At 33.9% G+C, this 20,548-nt stretch carries 20 protein-coding genes; 9 read left to right on the top strand and 11 right to left on the bottom strand.

Annotated elements, in window-relative coordinates:
* Positions 1 to 215: 215 nt before the first annotated feature.
* Together IEV84_RS04190 and uvrC are read right to left on the bottom strand one after the other, a co-directional pair.
* On the bottom strand, positions 216 to 2,417 hold the full coding sequence (locus IEV84_RS04190) for a patatin-like phospholipase family protein (protein WP_188492711.1): 2,202 nt from the start codon (positions 2,415 to 2,417) through the stop codon (positions 216 to 218).
* A 41-nt stretch (positions 2,418 to 2,458) separates the two neighbouring features.
* On the bottom strand, positions 2,459 to 4,258 hold the full coding sequence (uvrC, locus tag IEV84_RS04185; protein ID WP_188492709.1) for an excinuclease ABC subunit UvrC: 1,800 nt from the start codon (positions 4,256 to 4,258) through the stop codon (positions 2,459 to 2,461).
* 149 nt (positions 4,259 to 4,407) lie between these two features.
* On the opposite strand from uvrC, the gene IEV84_RS04180 reads away from it, so the two are divergent.
* The gene (locus IEV84_RS04180; protein WP_188492707.1) at positions 4,408 to 4,977 is read left to right on the top strand and encodes a 5-formyltetrahydrofolate cyclo-ligase; all 570 of its coding nucleotides are present in this window, start codon (positions 4,408 to 4,410) and stop codon (positions 4,975 to 4,977) included.
* 60 nt (positions 4,978 to 5,037) lie between these two features.
* On the opposite strand, the gene IEV84_RS04175 is transcribed toward IEV84_RS04180, so the two are convergent.
* The 9 genes from IEV84_RS04175 to IEV84_RS04135 all read right to left on the bottom strand — a co-directional run bounded on the left by IEV84_RS04175 (position 5,038) and on the right by IEV84_RS04135 (position 13,984).
* Entirely contained in the window at positions 5,038 to 5,640 is a 603-nt protein-coding gene (locus IEV84_RS04175) for a lipoprotein signal peptidase (protein ID WP_188492705.1), read from the bottom strand.
* Between the two features lie 108 nt (positions 5,641 to 5,748).
* Positions 5,749 to 6,129 carry a TraR/DksA family transcriptional regulator gene (locus IEV84_RS04170; RefSeq protein WP_071184521.1) on the bottom strand — a complete coding sequence of 127 codons (381 nt, stop codon included), beginning with the start codon at positions 6,127 to 6,129 and terminating at the stop codon, positions 5,749 to 5,751.
* Positions 6,130 to 6,137: 8 nt separating this feature from the next.
* Positions 6,138 to 9,542, bottom strand: coding sequence for an isoleucine--tRNA ligase (gene ileS / locus IEV84_RS04165; protein ID WP_188492703.1), 3,405 nt, complete (start codon positions 9,540 to 9,542; stop codon positions 6,138 to 6,140).
* A gap of 416 nt (positions 9,543 to 9,958) precedes the next feature.
* Positions 9,959 to 10,513: an REP-associated tyrosine transposase gene (locus IEV84_RS04160; RefSeq protein ID WP_188492701.1), complete on the bottom strand. Its 555-nt coding sequence runs from the start codon at positions 10,511 to 10,513 to the stop codon at positions 9,959 to 9,961.
* Between the two features lie 120 nt (positions 10,514 to 10,633).
* Positions 10,634 to 10,816, bottom strand: coding sequence for a hypothetical protein (locus IEV84_RS04155; protein WP_188492699.1), 183 nt, complete (start codon positions 10,814 to 10,816; stop codon positions 10,634 to 10,636).
* Between the two features lie 221 nt (positions 10,817 to 11,037).
* On the bottom strand, positions 11,038 to 11,586 hold the full coding sequence (locus tag IEV84_RS04150) for a hypothetical protein (protein ID WP_188492697.1): 549 nt from the start codon (positions 11,584 to 11,586) through the stop codon (positions 11,038 to 11,040).
* A 216-nt stretch (positions 11,587 to 11,802) separates the two neighbouring features.
* Positions 11,803 to 12,513, bottom strand: a complete 711-nt coding sequence (locus IEV84_RS04145) for a hypothetical protein (protein WP_188492695.1) — start codon at positions 12,511 to 12,513, stop codon at positions 11,803 to 11,805.
* Positions 12,514 to 12,650: 137 nt separating this feature from the next.
* A complete protein-coding gene (locus IEV84_RS04140; protein WP_188492693.1) occupies positions 12,651 to 13,004 on the bottom strand; it encodes a hypothetical protein in 354 nt (117 codons plus the stop codon).
* A gap of 479 nt (positions 13,005 to 13,483) precedes the next feature.
* Entirely contained in the window at positions 13,484 to 13,984 is a 501-nt protein-coding gene (locus tag IEV84_RS04135; RefSeq protein ID WP_188492691.1) for a hypothetical protein, read from the bottom strand.
* A gap of 447 nt (positions 13,985 to 14,431) precedes the next feature.
* Between IEV84_RS04135 and IEV84_RS04130 the strand changes: the two genes are divergently transcribed.
* From IEV84_RS04130 to IEV84_RS04095, 8 genes are all read left to right on the top strand, one after another.
* The gene (locus tag IEV84_RS04130) at positions 14,432 to 15,259 is read left to right on the top strand and encodes a hypothetical protein (RefSeq protein ID WP_188492689.1); all 828 of its coding nucleotides are present in this window, start codon (positions 14,432 to 14,434) and stop codon (positions 15,257 to 15,259) included.
* Between the two features lie 42 nt (positions 15,260 to 15,301).
* Positions 15,302 to 16,411, top strand: coding sequence for a helix-turn-helix domain-containing protein (locus IEV84_RS04125; protein ID WP_188492687.1), 1,110 nt, complete (start codon positions 15,302 to 15,304; stop codon positions 16,409 to 16,411).
* Between the two features lie 115 nt (positions 16,412 to 16,526).
* Complete coding sequence (locus IEV84_RS04120; protein ID WP_188492685.1) at positions 16,527 to 16,865, top strand: hypothetical protein; 339 nt, start codon at positions 16,527 to 16,529, stop codon at positions 16,863 to 16,865.
* 95 nt (positions 16,866 to 16,960) lie between these two features.
* Positions 16,961 to 17,311, top strand: coding sequence for a hypothetical protein (locus IEV84_RS04115; RefSeq protein ID WP_188492683.1), 351 nt, complete (start codon positions 16,961 to 16,963; stop codon positions 17,309 to 17,311).
* A gap of 51 nt (positions 17,312 to 17,362) precedes the next feature.
* The gene (locus tag IEV84_RS04110) at positions 17,363 to 18,019 is read left to right on the top strand and encodes a DUF6134 family protein (RefSeq protein ID WP_188492681.1); all 657 of its coding nucleotides are present in this window, start codon (positions 17,363 to 17,365) and stop codon (positions 18,017 to 18,019) included.
* Positions 18,020 to 18,022: 3 nt separating this feature from the next.
* A complete protein-coding gene (locus IEV84_RS04105; RefSeq protein WP_188492679.1) occupies positions 18,023 to 18,751 on the top strand; it encodes a CPBP family intramembrane glutamic endopeptidase in 729 nt (242 codons plus the stop codon).
* The gene (locus tag IEV84_RS04100; RefSeq protein WP_188492677.1) at positions 18,708 to 19,703 is read left to right on the top strand and encodes an NAD-dependent epimerase/dehydratase family protein; all 996 of its coding nucleotides are present in this window, start codon (positions 18,708 to 18,710) and stop codon (positions 19,701 to 19,703) included. The genes IEV84_RS04105 and IEV84_RS04100 overlap by 44 nt, the downstream gene beginning before the upstream one ends.
* A complete protein-coding gene (locus IEV84_RS04095) occupies positions 19,693 to 20,541 on the top strand; it encodes an SDR family NAD(P)-dependent oxidoreductase (RefSeq protein ID WP_188492675.1) in 849 nt (282 codons plus the stop codon). The genes IEV84_RS04100 and IEV84_RS04095 overlap by 11 nt, the downstream gene beginning before the upstream one ends.
* Positions 20,542 to 20,548: the final 7 nt, after the last annotated feature.

Genomic DNA, 20,548 nt, shown 5'->3' with positions numbered 1-20,548 from the left:
AAAACAAGATTCGGAAGCATCGCTGTTTTTTTTTACATATCATAAAAAAAGACGTGATAAAAAATTAAAGTGTTAATTTTACTTTTGTATCGAGAATTAAAAAACCAATCATTCCCGTCCTAAAACGCTTTTGTTAACAAAAAAAAGTCGCAGTTTTAGGCAAAAACCGCGACTTTAGTCAACTATTAATTTCTTTTATTTTTCTTTTTTGGAGATTAAAAAGGAAATCCAACACTAAACCAGGTATAACCACTATTAGTTTCCGGAGACCAACTGCGTTTTATTTCAATAGGACCTATAGCGGTTTCCAAACCATAACCCAAAGCATATCCTGAAATTTTAGGAATTGAAACCCAATCGACCGTTTCAAAAATATCTTCTCCTATATTAGCATAATTAGCCGTAAAATTAATATGGTTGTTTTTAAATATTTCACAATCCAAAGTCAGCGTAGATTTGACATAACTGTTCCCTCCTAAACTAAGAAAATCGTATCCGTAAAAATGGCTGAAATTATTTTCGACATTATAACCATATCCTCCAAGAATAAAATTAAAAAAAGACACACTTTTATTCCCTATTGCAAAACCTGCTTCTGTTTGAATTTTAAATGCCAATGATTTAAACAAAGGGATGGCTATTCCAAAATTAGCCTTAGCAATAGAAAACGGCGTAAATTCCTTAGTATAATCAGAAGAAAAAAGATAAGAATGAATATCTCCTGAAAAACTCCAGCCTTTTCTTGGAAAAAATTTATCATCCATGGAATCAAAATCCAAACGCCCAAAAACACTCAGATAATTACTCTTGTCAATTACAGGATCAATAGTACCCAAAGTACGCGAATTAATACTCAAATATTTGTGCTCAACACCTGCTCCTATTAAAAAACGTCTGGCAAACATAGTTTGCAAATACACCTGATTTGTCAAATCAAACAAATCTACATTCAAACTATTGATGCCTAAATCATCAAAATTAAAATTGGTTATTTGTCCTTCAATGTTTCGGTTAAACGTATTCAGATACGATTTGAATCCCAAACTTATATTGTATCCATTTTCGACATAATAATCAAAATTATACCTGAAATTATCTCCCAAAATAACATCCAGCGAAGCAACATCATTTTTAAAAAAATTCTTTTTATGAGTTAAATTAACTAAAACAGCACTTTTATAAAGTCCGTCATAATGCAAACCAAATTTCAAATAAGTATCTGTTGGATTTTCCTTTAAAACCAAATTCAAATCGTCTTTGTCATTATTTTTTTCGAATGAATAATCTATAGCACTAAAGTTTTCGGTGGCATTGAGATTATTTATCCCTTTTTGTAATTGATCATAACTGATTTTTGTCCCCGGTTTAAATCGTAATTTCCCATACACATAATCCTTAGTGTAATTTTTTAACTTATTACAATTAATTTCTTCAATTTGCAAACTGTCAAGCTGATTTTTTAATTTGCTTTTCTTATAATTTCCTGAATTAACCCCTAATTGCTTTAAACGTTCAAAAACTGAAAAAGCCGCCTCTTCCCCTTTACTCAAAATATCCTGACCACTATCAAAAGACATCACACCATAATTTCTTATATCAGGTCGAATGTAAATATCGGTTTTCAAAATATTCTCCTTCATCTTATCTACAGAATGGAGATTCGTAATTTGGACCAAAATTTTTGTAGCATCATTAAGTGCTTTTCGATCCAACAAATCATTTTGCACATCCACCCCAATAATGATATCAGCTCCTAATTTCCTGACCTCATCTATAGGATAATTATTCATAACTCCACCGTCAACTAAAAAACGATCCTGATATTCTACCGGAGAAAACAAAGACGGAAATGCCGAACTGGCAATCATAGCTCTTGCCAGATTTCCTTTGTTCAAAACCACCTGTTCTCCTGTTTCAATATCCGAACCAATACATAAAAAAGGAATAGGCAACTCATTAAAATCTCTGACATGCCTAACGTTTCGGGTAATTCTACTCAATAAATTAAAGTTATATAAACCTTTAGAAAGCGCATCTGGAATTCCTATTTTATAGCTGTTAAATGGCAAAACAAGCGCATAAACATCATCGTTTCTTTTCTCATAAAAATTCTTTGTCTCTCTGGGAATATAATCACTTAGCAATTCGTCAAAATTAGTGACTTTAAAAATCGAATCAAGCTGAGCCGCATTATAACCCGCAGCATACAAACCGCCTACAACAGCTCCCATACTGGTTCCTCCAATATAATCAATCTTAATCCCCGCCTCTTCAATTACTTTAAGAACTCCTATATGAGCAAATCCTTTTGCACCGCCACCACTTAGCACCAGTCCTATTTTTGGTCGGTCCTTTCTTTGTGAAAAAACAGTCAAACCACTAAAAAAAACAAGCAATAAAAGGATGTATTTTTTCATAAAACAATCTTCGTTTTTAAGATTCAACAACTAAAATAAGATCAGGGAGTTGTGGTTTTGTAAAAATCGGTAATTTTTTTGGCTTTTGATACTCCCACAACGTCCGAAATTTCTTTTTCTGTTGCTAATTTCAATCTTTTAACACTTTTAAAATGCTGAATTAACATCAACATGGTTTTTTCGCCAATTCCCGGTATGGATTCTATCGAAGAATTCAATGCCGATTTACTTCTTTTATCCCGATGATGTGTAATTCCAAAACGATGCGCTTCATTTCGCAATTGCTGAATAACTTTCAAGGTTTCCGATTTTTTATCCAGATATAACGGGACAGAATCACCCGGATAAAACAACTCTTCTAATCTTTTGGCAATGCCAATGATACTGATTTTTCCGCGCAAACCTAAATCGTCAATACTTTTTAATGCCGAAGACAACTGTCCTTTCCCTCCATCAATAATGATTAGTTGCGGCAAAGGCTGTTCTTCGTCTAACAATCGCTTGTAACGACGATAGACCACTTCTTCCATCGAGGCAAAATCATTCGGCCCTTCAACAGTTTTTATATTAAAATGGCGGTAATCTTTTTTACTTGGTTTTCCGTCTTTAAAAACCACACAGGCCGAAACAGGATTCGTCCCCTGAATATTGGAATTATCAAAACATTCAATATGTCTGGGTTCCACCGGCAAACGCAAATCTTTCTGCATCTGCGCCATAATCCTATTAGTATGTCGGTCAGGATCTACAATCTGTAATTGTTTTAGCTGTTCGATTCGGTAAAATTTAGCATTTCGGACAGACAAATCTAAAATTTGCTTTTTATCTCCTAGTTGCGGCACGGTAACTTTGATGTTTTCGCCAAGATCAACCGCAAAAGGCACAATGACTTCTTTAGACAATAATTGAAATCTTTCCCGCAATTCGACTATTGCCAATTCCAGTAATTCTTCATCAGTTTCGGCTAATTTTTTCTTGATTTCCAGGGTATGGGAACGAATAATCGAACCATGAGAAATTTGTAAAAAATTCACATAAGCGGCACTTTCGTCAGAAACAATAGAAAACACATCAATATTAGTAATTTTAGGATTCACAATCGTAGAACGCGATTGGTAATTCTCTAAAACCTCAATTTTTTCTTTGATTTTTTGGGCTTCTTCAAATTGCATTTGCTGTGCCAAATCCATCATCAGTTTTTTGAAATCTTTCAAACTCTCTTTGAAATTTCCTTTCAGAATTTCCCGAATAGCGTTGACCTGTTTTTGATATTCTTCTAATGATTCGTAGCCTTCACAAGGGCCTTTGCAATTTCCAATATGGTATTCGAGACACACCTTGAACTTGCCACTTTCAATATTGGAATCGCTCAAATCAAAATTACACGTACGAAGCGGATACAATTCTTTGATTAAATCCAAAATGGTATTTACAGTCTTAAAACTGGTATAAGGACCAAAATATTCCGAACCGTCTTTGACCATTCTTCTAGTGGAAAATATTCTGGAAAAAGGCTCTTTCTTAATACAAATCCAGGGATAACTTTTGTCGTCTTTTAAATTGATATTGTAACGGGGTTGCAAGGTTTTAATCAAATTGTTTTCCAGCAAAAGCGCGTCGGTTTCGGTAGGAACTACAATGTGTTTGATAGTCACAATTTTTTTGACCAAAACATTGGTTTTAGCCGTATCATGAATTTTATTAAAATAAGAAGCAACCCTTTTTTTTAAATTTTTGGCCTTACCTACATAAAGAATTTTGCCTTCTTTATCATAATATTGATAAACACCCGGACTGTCCGGTAAAGTTTGAATTTGAAGTTCGAGAGCTGTTTTTGGCATTAGAATTTGATTTCAAAAAAGAATAGAAAAACATCGAAAAGCCCAAAACCATATGTTTTAAAAGCTGTGATTTGATTTCTAATCAAATTTACGAATTACAAATAATTATTTCTACTTTTAGTTTTTAATTCCACAGTACAAAATCAAAAATGGGAAACACTAAAAAAGAATTACGTTCCAAATACAAAACACTGCGAAAACAGCTTTCTGAAAACGAAAGAGAAGAAATGAGTTTAGCTATTGCCAATCAATTATTGAAACTACCCATTTGGGATAAAAATTATTTCCATGTTTTTTTACCCATTGCTGAACATCAGGAAATAGACACCGAATTGATTTTGCATCTGCTTTCAGGAAAAGACAAAAACATTCTGATTTCGAAATCGGATTTTGAAACACGAAAAATGACTCATTTTCTTTTGACCGACAATACTAAAATCAAAAAAAACGAATACAACATTCCGGAACCTGTTGATGGCATAGAAGTTCCTTCTGACAAAATAGAAGTTGTTTTTGTCCCGCTTTTAGCCTTTGACAAAAAAGGACATCGTGTGGGCTACGGTAAAGGTTTTTATGATAAATTCCTGAGCGAATGCAAGACTGAAATTATCAAAATCGGTCTTTCATTTTTTGAAGCCGAAGATTTAATAGAGGATGTTCACGAAGGCGATATGCAACTGCATTATTGTGTAACTCCGAACAGTATTTATGAATTTTAGATATAAAAAAAGACCCGACAGCTTTTGGAAATCTGTCGGGTCTGTATTTTTAAAATTATATTATTCGTGTTTATGAAATGCTTTTTTATTAAAGACAATTAAAATCCCTACTCCGGTAGAAATAGCCACATCGGCAACATTAAAAATAGCATTAAAAAAGGTAAAATCCCTGCCTCCCCATATAGGTAACCAGCCTGGCAAATTCCCATGCCAAAAAGGAAAGTAAAACATATCGACTACTTTTCCGTGAAAATAAGTACCATAAGGCTCATTTGAAAACAGTGTTGCCAATTGCGAAGTGCTGTCGTCAAAGATAACTCCGTAAAATACTGAGTCAATAATATTTCCAAAAGCACCTGCCAAAATTAACGCAATAGCCACAACTAAATAATTACTACTGTGCTTTCTTTCGACAGAATCCCATAACCAGTATCCTATTCCTCCCACAGCAACTAATCGGAACAAGGTAAGGAATAATTTCCCATAAGTTCCGGGAATTTGGGTTCCCCATGCCATTCCTTCATTTTCAATAAAATGAATTTTAAACCAATTGAAAATTTCAACTTCTTCTCCTAATATAAAATTAGTTTTTACATATATTTTGGAAATCTGATCAACTATTAACACTAAGAAAATAAGCAGATAGGCTTTTCGTAATGACATTTTAAAAATTTTAAGTGCGTAAAAATAGATAAATTATAAAAACTTAAATTCCAAATTCCAAAACTAAGATTGGAATTTGGAATTTGAAATTTGGAACCTGAAATAGAATTATCGTTGCATGTTTTTTGCCTCAATACTCATCGTTGCATGAGGAACAATTTTCAATCTTTCTTTACTGATTAATTTACCTGTTACTTTGCAAATTCCATACGTTTTATTTTCCACACGGAATAAAGCGTTCTTTAAATCGCGTATGAATTTTTCCTGACGAATTGCTAACTGAGAGTTGGCCTCTTTAGACATGGTTTCACTACCCTCTTCGAAAGCTTTGAATGTTGGAGATGTATCATCCGTACCATTATTCAAATCGTTCATGTAAGCACTTTTTATCAAATCTAAATCAGCTTGTGCTTTCTCAATTTTCTTTTGGATTATCTCTTTGAACTCTGCCAAATCGGCGTCTGAGTATCGTGTTGCTTCATCTACCATAATCAATATTATTTAGTAATCGTTATTTTAGTTTTAATGTCATCAAATTCAATTTCTGTGCCATTCTCAATTTGAGTTTCAAAAACCAACTCTTCAGTTAATGTTTCCGATTTAATGTAAGCATTGTTGTGTTTTACAGCAACTTCTAAAGCTGGATTATTTTGCAAACTCACCTTAATCTTATCCGTTACTTCAAATCCGGAATCCTTTCTGATGTTTTGAATTCTATTGACTAACTCTCTCGCAATTCCTTCATTTTTCAATTCATCTGAAATTGTTATATCCAGAGCTACAGTTATTCCATTAGAATTAGCAACCAACCAGCCTTCAATATCCTGAGAAGTTATTTCTACATCCTCTAATGATAAAGTTACATCTTTTCCTGCGATAACAATAGCTATGCTTCCTTCCTTGTCTAATTTGTTAATCTGCTCAGAAGAAAAACCTTGTATCTCTTTGGAAATCAATCCCATATCTTTTCCAAAACGTGGGCCAAGTGCTTTAAAATTAGGCTTAATCTGTTTTACCAATATACCCGAAGCATCGTCCAAAAGTTCAATTTCTTTCACGTTTACCTCTGCTTTTATCAGGTCGGAAACCGCCTCAATTTCTGCTCTCTGACGCTCGTCAAGTACCGGAATCATTACCTTTTGCAATGGTTGACGCACTTTAATCATCTCCTTCTTACGTAGTGATAAAACCAGTGATGAAATCGTCTGTGCTTTCTGCATTTTGCTCTCTAACGATTTATCAACAAAGTTTTCAACGTATTTTGGAAATTCCGCCAAATGTACACTATCAAATTTTTCTGTTTGTGTAGCCTGCGTTAAGTCTCTGTAAAGCTTATCCATAAAGAATGGAGCAATAGGAGCACTTAATTTACTTACGGTTAACAAACAAGTATAAAGAGTCTGATAAGCTGCAATTTTATCTTGCGCATATTCCCCTTTCCAGAAACGACGACGACACAAACGAACGTACCAGTTACTCAAATTTTCCTGAACGAAATCAGAAATAGCACGAGCAGCTTTGGTTGGCTCATAATCCGCATAAGCTTCATCAACTAATTGGATTAAAGTATGTAATTCAGATAAAATCCAACTGTCAATTTCAGGTCTTTCGTTCAACGGAACTTCCGCTTCATCAAATTTAAAACCATCAATATTGGCATACAAACTAAAGAAAGAATAGGTATTATAAAGTGTTCCAAAGAATTTACGTCTTACCTCAGCCACACCTTCAATATCAAATTTCAGGTTATCCCAAGGATTCGCATTGGCAATCATGTACCAGCGTGTGGCATCAGGACCGTATTCCTTTAAAGTTTCAAAAGGATCAACAGCATTCCCCAAACGTTTAGACATTTTTTGTCCATTTTTATCCAAAACCAATCCGTTCGAAACTACATTTTTATAAGCAATGTTATCAAAAACCAAAGTTCCGATAGCGTGTAACGTATAAAACCATCCTCGTGTTTGATCCACTCCTTCGGCGATAAAATCAGCCGGGAATGATTTATTATTATCGATTAATTCTTTGTTTTCAAAAGGATAATGCCATTGCGCATAAGGCATAGCTCCTGAATCGAACCAAACGTCAATCAAATCAGCCTCACGTTTCATTGGTTTTCCGGATGCCGAAACCAAAGTAATTCCGTCCACTACATTTTTATGCAGGTCAACCAAATCATAGTTAGCCTCACTCATGTTTCCAATTTCAAATCCTTTGAATGGATTTGCTGATTGAACACCGGCAGCAATTGCTTTTTCAATTTCGTTGAACAATTCTTCCACCGAACCAATCAGGATTTCTTCCTGTTTGTCATCGGTTCTCCAAATTGGCAATGGAATTCCCCAATATCTTGAACGCGATAAGTTCCAGTCATTAGCATTTTTCAACCAGTTTCCAAAACGACCTTCTCCGGTTGCTTTTGGTTTCCAGTTAATAGTTTCGTTTAGGTCGAACATTCGGTCTCTTACCTCCGTGATTTTGATAAACCAGGAATCCAAAGGATAATATAAAATAGGCTTATCCGTTCTCCAGCAATGTGGATAACTGTGCACGTATTTCTCTACTTTGAATGCTTTATTTTCTTCTTTTAATCGAATAGCAATCTCCACATCAACCGAACGTTCCGGCGCCTGATCGGCATCATAATATTCGTTTTTCACATATTTCCCGGCAAATTCACCTCCCACATGTGAAGTAAATCTTCCCTGTAAATCTACCAATGGAACCGGTGTACCATTTTCGTCCAAAACCAACATTGGCGGAACTTCAGGCGTAGCTTCTTTAGCCACCTTAGCATCATCAGCACCAAAAGTTGGAGCCGTATGTACAATTCCCGTTCCATCCTCGGTAGTAACGAAATCTCCCGAAATTACTCTAAAAGCATTTTCAGGATTTTGATAAGGCAAAGCCCAAGGCAATAATTGCTCGTAACGGATTCCTACTAAATCAGCACCTTTTGCTTCAGTTATAATTTTGTATGGAATCTTTTTGTCACCAGCTTTGTAATTGTCAAAATCAGCAGCTTCTTCAGTAGCGAAATACGCTTTCCCGAATTGTTTTCCAACTAAATTTTTAGCCAAAATCACATTAATTGGCTCAAATGTATATTGATTAAAAGTCTTTACTAAAACATAATCGATTTTTGGACCCACAGTCAAAGCAGTATTCGATGGCAAAGTCCAAGGCGTAGTCGTCCAGGCTAAAATATGAACCGTCCCAAAACCTTCTAAAAATGAAGGTAAAGTTTCTGAAATCGCTTTGAATTGCGCTACAATCGTAGTATCGGTTACATCGCGGTAAGAACCCGGTTGGTTCACCTCATGCGAAGATAATCCTGTTCCCGCTTTTGGGGAATAAGGCTGAATGGTGTAACCTTTGTACATCAAATCCTTGTTGTAGATTTGTTTCAAAAGCCACCAAACAGACTCCATATATTTGGGTTTGTAAGTCACATACGGATCTTCCATATCTACCCAATAACCCATTTTTTCGGTCAAATCATTCCACACATCCGTATAACGCATTACGGTTTTTTTACAGGCTTCGTTATATTCGGCTACCGAAATGCTTTTCCCGATATCTTCTTTAGTAATTCCTAATTCTTTCTCAGTACCTAATTCTACCGGTAATCCGTGAGTATCCCAACCTGCTTTACGCTTTACCTGAAATCCTTTTTGGGTTTTATATCTGCAAAAAATATCTTTAATCGCACGTGCCATTACGTGGTGAATTCCAGGTAATCCGTTTGCCGAAGGCGGTCCTTCAAAAAACACGTAAGGTGTAGCACCCTCACGGGTTGTTACACTCTTTTCAAATATATTTTCTTTCTTCCAAAAATCGAGAACTTCCGACGCTACTGTTGGCAAGTCAAGTCCTTTGTATTCAGTAAATTTTGTACTCATTTTATCCTTTTCTTAATCGAGGTGCGAAAGTAAGGAATTTTGAGGAAATTAGAGAAAAGAGAAAAGAAAAAAGAGGGAATAAACACAATTATAGAAGGTTTTTATCATTGTTTAGAGGATTTTTGCTAAGGAATTGATTTAATATTAAAACAATTGCACAAAGTGAGGACACTTTGCGCAGCTGGAGAGCAGTGACTTTGTTGCTCTGACTTTTACCACAAACTTGTCATCCTGACGAAAGAAGACCGAGCAATCAATGTCATTAAGTTAAGGAAGACACACCTTGTTTTGTCATTCCGAAGAATGAGGACTCGAGCGATAGCGAACAGGCAAAGCAATCCAATCGAGCAGATTTGCAGTAATCTTTTTCGTGAGGATAGCGCGGATTTGCAATCCGTGCCCACTCCAATTGGCAACTAAAACAAATCTAACAAAATCACTTCTAGCTCATAATCTAATGCTGCATAGTTTCTTGCTGAACTAAAATAATAATCCTCAGGAAGTGTCACAATTTTTTCTTTTACGGGATTATTGTGAATGTAATTTACCTTTTGTTTGATAAACCAATTACTTTCAACAATTTCAGCATGATAACCATCTTGCCAGACTTTGTATGCTTGTTTTCTCTTAAGATGCTCACAAGATTTTTCAAAATACGCCAATAACCACTCTCTTCTGCTTTCCGGCTCTTCTTCTATAGTTTTTACAATTTCTTTGGAAGTAAATTTCTTGAAATCCCGCATAATATCCGACAAGATAAAACCATCAATACCTTTGCACAACAAATGCAAATGACTCGACATTAAACAATAGGCATAAATTTCTAAACCTTTCTTGTTTTGACAATACTGCAATGCGTTGGTAATAACATATTTTTGATTTAGTCTTGTAAAAATATCTACCCAACCTACTGTTGTTATCGTTATAAAATAGGCTTGGTCTGTTGTTGTAGCTTTATATTTTGTTGACATTTTTTGACTTAAAGGTATGAAAAAAGCCATATCGATTTTTTGATATAGCTTTTTTGACTTTTTTTGCTTGCTCAACTTTGCGGGCACGGATTGCAAATCCGCGCTATCCAACCGAGACATTCATTGTAAATCCGAGCGGTCGGGTATTGATTGACTTGCATTAAAAAAGCTTTCTGCTTGCTTCCAATACATTAAAGCCTCTGATTTTTTTTCTTTTTGGAGCCACATTTCAACATAATCCCAATGATTTCTAACCAGAACAGTTTTATTATTAAAATCAGGACTTACAATTGCTTTCTGCATTTTCAGCCCTTTGCTATTATACTTTATTGGTTTGAATCCCATTGATTGGTTGTTTTTATAATTTTGGTTCTCGACACTTGCTGCTTACGTTCCCGCGCTACACACAGGTTGAGGTTAATAATTATTTATTTTCTGTTTTGCCGAATCTTCCAAATACAAAACAATTTTCAAATTTAGCCTAAAGCCCAACTTGCTTGTAGCGTGTGTTGGCAGATGTTTTTTTATTTAAATATCTGTGGATTAAATGCTAAAATTATTCCCCAGCCAGCAATATTAAATCCAAAAACAGTCATTAATAAACCAATTATAAATTTTGTACTAGATGAACTTTCTTTTACAATAAATCCAATTTTTTCCATTGGAGATTTCTTTTGAAACAATCTTTTAGAAACTAACATAGATTCTTTTACTTCTAAATCTTCAACATTCTTAAATACAATTTTATGTATTCCAGGATTTTCAATTTCAAATTGATAAAATTCTGTCGCTAATTTTCCTTTATGACGAAATTTGAATTTTAAATCTTTTTCAATTGTATCTAGTTCTGTTTCGTTATTTGTTATTATTGCTTCAAAATTCCCCTGATTATTTGCATAACCTCCTCCAACTACACAAATTGAATATAAGCCAGATTTTTCAAAGTTTATTTCGTTTTCTGTTATTTTTAATTCTCCAATAATTTTACTTCTATATTTTTGGAGAAGCATTTTGCCTCCAAAAAAAAACATTACTAAACCAATTATTCCAATTATAAAAAATATTACTTGCATTCCATTCTTTGTATTTAATTCAACTTTAATTTATTTATTTATTTTTCGGTTTTTTCCTCTATCGTGCGAAAATATCTGCCAACGTTCTGGCGCTACAAGCAGTTTGGGATTAAATTAAGCCCTATTTTCGGATTTGCCAAATCTTCCAAATACAAACCAATTTTTCCATTAAGCCAAATCCCCAAATTGCTTGTAGCGTGTGTTGGCAGTAGTACTTTATCTTTCTAATTCTTCATGTCTAAATTTCAGTCCATATTCTGAAAAATATTTGCTCATAGATTTTAGAAGACTATTAAAGTTCTTATTGAATAAATCGTAATTTGATTTTTGGTCAGCATAGTATTCTTTTGTAACCTTATCAGAGTTTTCTACCGCTTCTTTATAAGCTAAATTTGGACTGTACCCAGCTTCATTTAAAAGCGAAATTTTTATAAATCCAAAATGTTTCTTGAATGTTTGTCTTACTAAATGACTGCTAGAAACAATATCATTTGCATTTTCAATAATGTCAGTGTTTTTGATGTGAAAGAGAACTAAGTTATGATAATCTGAATATAGTTTTCTATGCGCTGTTTCAACTAATAGTTGGTATTCAGTCATAACTTGTGCAAGGTCTTTTCCAATAAAGTCCCCGAAACTTTGAGAGTGTAAATCTCTAATTTCTAAACATCTTTCAAAAAATTGATTTAATACCTGAATAGATTTTTCGTCAATAATCGAGCTTTGTTTCGATAGAATTGAAAGTTGAGCATTAATTGTTGATAATTCTTTTCTAAAATGTTGTTGAACAATTTCCGTAACTTTTGTTAATTCTGGCAAGTCTTCAATATTAGCTTCATTTTCAATTTTTTTCTTATAATATGATTTTAATAAATCAAGCAAGAAATAAAAAGCAATTCCACCGAAAAAGGTTATCATTTCGTCCATTTGTTATTGTGTATTACTGCCAACTCGTTTATACTCGCTACAAAGTAGCGCCTATACACCCAAAATCGGGTAGATTGTCGCTACTTTACAGCTTGTTATTTTTTTCGCTAATATATAAATAATTCTTACAAAACAATTTATTTATTAATCATTTCCTTTAAAGTTTCGAGCTGGATTTCCAGTTTGTGGATATAGTCGTTTTTGGCTGCCAATTCTTTTTTTAGGGCTTTTTCCTGTATGGTTTCAAAGCGGTAGGGCAGGTATTCGCCCAGCTGCGCCAAGAAATTGTGCTTGAGTATCAGGCTTAGTTTCCACAAAACGGCAAATTGCAACGAATCTTTCTTAAAATAATCCCTTAATCCTTTAGAGCCTATACCCATTGCCTGAGCAATGCTGCTTTTGGTTTGGGTTTGCTGCATAATGTGGTAATGGATAAAATTCCCTATAGGAGGGTATTGCTCGGCTTGGGTTGGTTTAGTATTATCAGGCATAAGGTGCTATTTTTTAGATTGATAGTTTCAAATATAGGTAAAATTACTATAGTTTTTTAGCTTCATAGTACCTAAAAACTCCTTATATCGAACTTAAAACATCTCTTTTAGTACTAAAAAGCACCTATATCCTACTTAAAAACTCCTTTTAGATACTAAAAAAGTAGCTATAGCAAACCTAAAAACTCCCTTTTAGTACTTAAAAATTATCTATAACGAACCTAAAAACTACTTTTAGACACTAAAAAAGTACCTACAACAAACCTAAATGGTTCTTTTTAGACATAAAAAAAGCCCCATTTGTACAATGGGACTGGAAATGATGGTTAGCAGCTTAATAAACCACCCCGCCCTCTGGGCACCCCTCCGGAGGAGGGGAAGTCGCGTAATTTCCCCTCCTCCGGAGGGGTGCCTGAAAGGCGGGGTGGCTTTTCTATATATGGAAACCAGACCTTTTTAACAGCATTAATTTTTAATTACTATGCCACTGGAGGTGCCGGAGGTGCTGTAACCGGCTCAGTAGTAGTTTTAGTTATAAAACGGGTTTTGAGTTTATCGACTATGCTGTCGGCACCCAGTACTCCTGCATCGGCAGCAGCCCCAAAGGATTTATACAAACTAAGTGCGGTATTATAGGCTTCGCTACCCACCAGCATTTTAGTATCCTCAATGCGTTCGCACAATTGGTTAGCTAATCCCGAGATTTCGTCCATTTGGGCAAACAGCGTCAGGTCGTTTTGCATATTAGGTACCGAAATATAGCCGGGAACGAGTGTGGCATTGTTTACCGCTGCATTGAGCGCATCTTCGGCAAAGGCTTTGTTGTTGACATCAATGGCGTTTAAGGATTTTCTTTCCTCGGCAGTAAGCCCCACCAGAAAAGGCAGGTTGGTTAAAATGGTTTGAAAAGCGGCTTTTACTGCTGTTAGTTGCGCTGCCGTAGCCGTAGTGTTTACACGGTTGTTCAATAAATTTGACATAAAATAATGGTTTAATGGTTGATAATTAATAAGATTATACTCCCAAAGCTAAACTATTATTCTTTTGGTTTGTAGTTTTTTTAGTTCTTTTTTTGATTTTTTTATAAGTGATGCACTACGAAAACGAAAGACGAAGGGACACGCCCGATAAAAATCTAAGTAAAAACCGCCTTTACAACCTCCGTCGATTTTAGTTTTTTTAAACAAATGGGTTTCCTGTTCAACAAAAAGAACCCATAGCATGAAACGGAACAAAAACACCTCTTTAATTCAAATCGAGTTTTAAACATAAAATATTAAAATTCAATTTATTATGATTAAATTTGATATAAGTTCCAAATAATTTAAAAAACCTGCAAACAATGTGTTATTTAAGATAATTTCTTCAAATCTCCCATAAAAAGACAATGGATTAAAAAGAATTTTATAACAAATAAAACTCAAATCATGTTACAATGTTTATTAATCATATTGTTCGCAACCTCTCTTTATTCACAGTCTTACCTTGAAGCTTTACATATTAAATACACTAATGCGTTTCAAAATCAGCTATACAAAAACTCCGTAATCAACACTTTTGAAATTAGCAGCGAACTTCCAATTGAAATTAACAAAGACCGCTATTTATTTTTGAGTCTGTCTTACAGCAACCATCAAATCAAATTGGATAATACCGAATTACAATTAGCCACAATCCATTCTTTACGCATACCGATTGGAGTGATTGCACCGATAGGAAATTCAAAATGGTCTCTCACAGCATTAGGCATACTGGGGTCAAACGGAGTCGAATTATTTAAGGAAAATAGTTTCCAATTTGGAACCATCCTTTTTACCACTTTTTCTAAAAATCCCAATAAAAAAATCCGACTAGGCGTTTATGCCAATAAAGAGTTCTTTGGCTGGTTTGTAATTCCCGTTGCCGGGGTAAATTGGCAAATAAATGATTCCAATGCTATTTTTGGATTATTACCCGGCCGACTAACATTTGAACATCAATGGAATTCAAAATTATATGGCGGACTGACTTTTCGTGCCCCAATGAACAGCTACCGAATAAACGACCAAGACTATATCACCCTATACGACAACCAACTTTCTTTGTTTTTAGATTATTACCTGACAAAGCCTATCTGCATTACCTTTGAATCAGGATGGGGGCTTTTTAGAAAAATCAGAACGAGTACAATAGAAAACAACATCAAAACTAATGAAACCAGTAAAATAGATGGCGCTTTTATCCGATTATGCGCTGCTTATCGATTAAAAATATAGCCTAAAACCAAGAGTAGTATTGACTAACAAATCTTTCAAAAAATGAAACAAGTATTTGATTTTGTGATGATATCAGGGGTACTGCTTGGAATTATTTTCATAATTACAACGCTGTGCTTTAAAAAGAAAACAGATAAGGCTATCCTTTATCTCAATCTTGTTATTGCCTTTTTGATACTTAACAATCTTCAGGCTTTTTCATTGGAAACATTTCTAATTGACGCTCCCTTTTTTATAAAAAGACTACAAATTCCCTGGTATGTTTTAATAGTACCCTCCTTTTATGTTTTTTTGACCTATTATCTAAAAATTGAAAAAAAAATTTCCTCATACGTGTACATCTCCTTTTCGATTTTTATAATCGAAATATTGATTCGAATTGCATTGTACCCCCATTATTATCATTTGGGGCAAAATATGTTTATTGCAAAATATGTACAGACAGAAGAAATCATCAATGCTTTGTACTCTATTTTTCTTTTTGTAAAAACACTGTTAATACTATTTAAATACACTGATTTATACCAACAAATATTAGTTTTTGACAATTTAAAATGGTTGCGAAATTTAATGTTTTTAGGAGTCATTATCATTCTCATGTGGGTTTGTGCCATTTTACTAAATCTGGACAAAACCTTAAATCCACAGGTGTTCATATATTATCCTTTACGCCTCAGTACTACTACATTGTTATACTGGATAAGCTATCAGGGCTTTTACAATTATTCTTTAATGACAGAACGTATTGAATTACGAAAAGCAATCTTAATTGAAGAAAAAAACAAAGAAGCTGCCCTTAATAACAATAACAACCATGCTAACGACAGCAAATTCAAACCTATTAAGGACTATATTGTAAAAAACAAACGCTATATTGATCCTAATTTTAGTCTGGAAAAACTGGCTGCTGAGATGAATATCAGCACCAGTAAATTATCCCACCTAATCAATCAGGAAAGTGGTTATAATTTTTCGGATTACATCAATTATTTAAGGGTTGAAAAAGCCAAAAAATATTTAACTAACCCTAATTATTCAGCTTATACAAATGTTGCTATTGGACTGGAATGCGGTTTTAATTCTAAATCAACTTTTTATACTGCTTTTAAAAAATTCACTTCCCAAACTCCTTCAGAGTATAAAGAAATGTAGGATTTAGTAGTCCTATATTTTTCAATTTATCCGGATTTCTGCAAAATAGACAATCTGGGATAACGCTTCTTTTTACCCACCATAATTTTGATATAGAAATTAAAACACCAAGATTATGAAAACTTCAATTATTTATCTTATCGCAATCTCTTTCTTATTCCAAAGTTGCTACACTTATAAAGCAATCGATTTGAAAGACGACGCTCTATTTTCAGGAAGCAATTACAAAATATCGCAAGCTGATAAATCCGAAAAAGTAAAACTACTATTCGTAAATGACAGCACTCTGGTTGTATCTAAAAACGATGTCCTAAAAAACATTCCGCTATCAAAAATTACAGAAATCAAAGAGGAAAAATTCTCAACTCCAAAAACCTTAGGACTACTGGCTACATTAGGATTAACTACATTAATTGTAGTTGGAACTATTGCAATGAGTGATTTTATGGAATGAGTGATTTTGACATAAGCAATTTTACAATTCCATCAGACTAAAGACTGGTAATCATATTAATACTTATTATTTTTTTCACTATTAAATTCAAGATCATGAAAACTCTTACTCCATCTTTAATCCTAATTTCTTTCTTGTTCAAAAGTTGTCATACTCACACAACTAATAATCCGAAAGAAACCTCATCATTTACAGATAAAAACCTCATCACAAAGCAAATACCTCTGTTTGAAGAAAACAAACTACAATCTGTAAATCACCGCTCCCTTGTTGTGCTCAATCACAATATTCAAAAAGACATTCTAATTACCGAAATCAAAACACAAAACACCATAACATCCGAAGAAATTATAGCCATAACTTCTTCTTCCCTATCTATTATTATCCCAATAACTACCTTAAACAGCGATTTTGTTTTTAATGATTACAGCTTTTCTAAAAATTAAATTCCGGCAATCATGTTAACGCTCATCATTTTTTCAATCTTAAAAAAATGTATGCCCCAAAATTTAACAGCTCCTTTTATAAAAACAGTCACTCATTTAAAAGTTTTTATTACCAAGATTCTAATTCATTTTTCCATAAAACTAATCACTTTTTTACCAATCATTTCCTTTGCTCAAAACTCACAACTTGATTACAATATAATATTTAACGGAGCGAATATTGGATGGCTAAAACTCGAAAAAAATGAAGTCGGGAACAAATCGAATCTTCAGTTAACTTCTGAAATTAAAACCAACATCCTGTTTCCTATCAAAGTGTTTTCTAAAGAAACATCTACTTATGAGAACGGCAAACTGATTTATTCATCACAATTGAGAAAAACGAACGGAAAAACAAAAATTGACAAAGAAATTAAACTCAATGAAAACCAATATGAAATCATTGAAAACAACAAAAAAACCAAACTCTCCTGTCCTGTGATCGACACAAACCTGCTGAGTTTGTTTTTTCAGGAACCTAAATACACTAAAGAAGTTTATTGCGACAATCAACAACGTTTTATAAAACCTATAAAAATGGAAGATGGTAGTTACAAAATGAAATTTCCTAATGGCAATTGCAACAGCTATTATTACAAAGAAGGAATCTGCATTAAAGTTAAGGTTGAACATAAGTTTTATGAAGCCGAAATAATTATCAAACGTTAAGCCATGCAAACCACAACTTTTTTACTGTACCTCAGCAGTTCTATTTTATTTTTTATTTTGAATTGGAAACAAATAAAAAAAAGAAGCCAAAGACTCATTGATGAAAACGGAAATTTCACTTCCAAACCAATGCAGCTGATAAGCAATCAGCTTTTCGGAGCCATTTTACTCGGAATTACCGCTGTAATTACATCAAAAAACGCAATTTTAAATACCTTAATTGATTTTGAAACAATTACAGCAAAAATATTGGTATCCTACCTGATAGTATTTGCCTTAATCCTTTTTCTGGCACTCAATCAAAGTAAAAATACATTTAAAAACAGAAATCAATCCCCAGAAAATGCAACACAGTTGTCAGTACTGTTTTTCTGTTCCTATTTTATAAGCCGGGCACTTTTTCTTTTTGCTTACGAATTATGGCTGAGAGGAAATTTACTCTTTGAAACCGCCAACAACTTTGGAATTCCTTTAGCGATTTTATCCAATGTATTGCTTTATGTTTTGCTGCATATTTTCAACAACAAAAAAGAACTGCTGGCCTGTATTCCTTTCGGAATTGCCGTATGTATATTCAACTTAGTCTTTCATGCTGTATGGCCGGCCATAATCCTGCACATAAGCTTTTCATTAGCTTACGAAATTAACTTTTACCGATTGAATTTAGTTCACTCCAAAACTCAAAGTCATGAAAATTTTAATCACGGGAGCTACGGGGCAAATAGGTCATAAACTGGCACTTACCCTAGCCGAACAAAATAACAAAATACACATATTGGTAAGAAACCCAAAATCTCCCAATATTCCTGTACATAAAAACATCCGCGTTTTTCAGGGCGACATAACTGATGTACAATCTATTTCTAATGCAATTCAAGGGTGTAATCAGGTGTACCACACTGCTGCTTTGGTAAAAATATTCAATACCGATGCGAGTCAATTTTATAAAATAAATGTAGAAGGTACCTATAATTTACTTGAAAAATCATTAGAATTTGGCATACAAAAATTTCTCTTTACCAGTAGCTGCAGTGTAATTGGACCATCAAACGGGAGATCGTTAACCGAAAATGATTCGCGAACAACTCCTTTTATCTGCGATTATGACAGCACCAAATATGAAGCAGAAAATTTGGTAAGAGAATATGCTTCCAAAGGTCTTCATACCATAATTGTAGCTCCGTCAAAAATCTACGGCTACAGTTGCACCGAAACAAAATGTATCAGTATGAATATTGTAATTCATAATTTCTTAAATGGTAAACCTACTTTTATCCCAAAACCGAGTCATCTGATAGCCAATTATTGTTTTATTGACGATGTAATTGAAGGTCACATTCTTGCTTTAAACAAAGGAAAATCAGGAGAAAATTACATTCTGGGAGGAGAAAATATTTCGTATAAAGATTTTTTCAACACCGTAAAAAATATTTCCGGGGTCAAAACCAAAATCATCGAAATCCCTAAAATCATTCTGAAAATCATTTCATTAATGCAATGGATCCGATTTTACACTACACACAAAGAACCTTTTGTTACCAATGAAAGTATCCAACAAATTTTTTGCAACAAACTCTTTAGCAGCAACAAAGCCATTCAGTTTTTAGGATATAAAATCACTCCTTTTGAAGAAGCCCTGAAACAAACTATTCCTCATCTAAAAAATCAACGTCATGAATACTAAACTTTACACCCTGATAACCGGCTCTAGCGAAGGATTCGGAAAAGCATTAGCCATTGAATGCGCCAAAAGAAAAATGAACTTAATTCTGGTTTCATTACCCAATTCGGGACTCAGCCAACTGACTGAATCTATAATCCAAAACTATAAAGTTGATGTGGTTCCTATTGAAAAGGACCTTTCGATTGAAGAAAATTGCGTATCACTTTTCAAAGAAGTAGAACAAATGAATCTCTCTGTTAATATACTCATCAACAATGTCGGCCTGGGGAGCACTATGTTTTTCAAAGAAGGATCTATCGATTTCTATCAAAAACAGGTCAAATTAAATGTAATGGTAGCTACATTACTCAGCAGTTTGTTTTTGGAAATGCTAAAAACCCATCAGCCTTCACATATTTTAAATGTAAGCAGCCTGAGCTGTTTCTTTTATCTGGCTAAAAAACAGGTGTATGGCGCTACAAAATCCTATGTTTATTCTTTTTCAAAAAGCCTGCGTGCCGAATTAAAATCAGACCATATCAATGTGAGTGTCATTTGCCCCGGAGGCATGAATACAAACCCAACAACCATAATGACTAATCAGTCTAATCATTGGTTGGCACGCCAATCTATTATGAACCCTGATAAAGTTGCAGCTATAGCCATCAGGGAATTATTAAATCAGAAAGAAATAATTATTCCGGGATTCATGAACAAGCTTTTTTTATTAATCGATAAATTACTCCCTGATTTTATTATCAAAATGATCGCCAACAATCATGTCAACAAGTTCAAATCTTACAATATCGGAAATAAAAATCACGGGCAACAACTCATAAGCCAAGCTTCCCAACCTTAAAAACTAA

This window comes from Flavobacterium palustre (assembly GCF_014639535.1).
Lineage (GTDB): Bacteria > Bacteroidota > Bacteroidia > Flavobacteriales > Flavobacteriaceae > Flavobacterium > Flavobacterium palustre.
The sequence above is the reverse complement of the archived record's forward strand: the minus strand, read 5'-3'. Positions and strand labels throughout refer to the sequence as shown.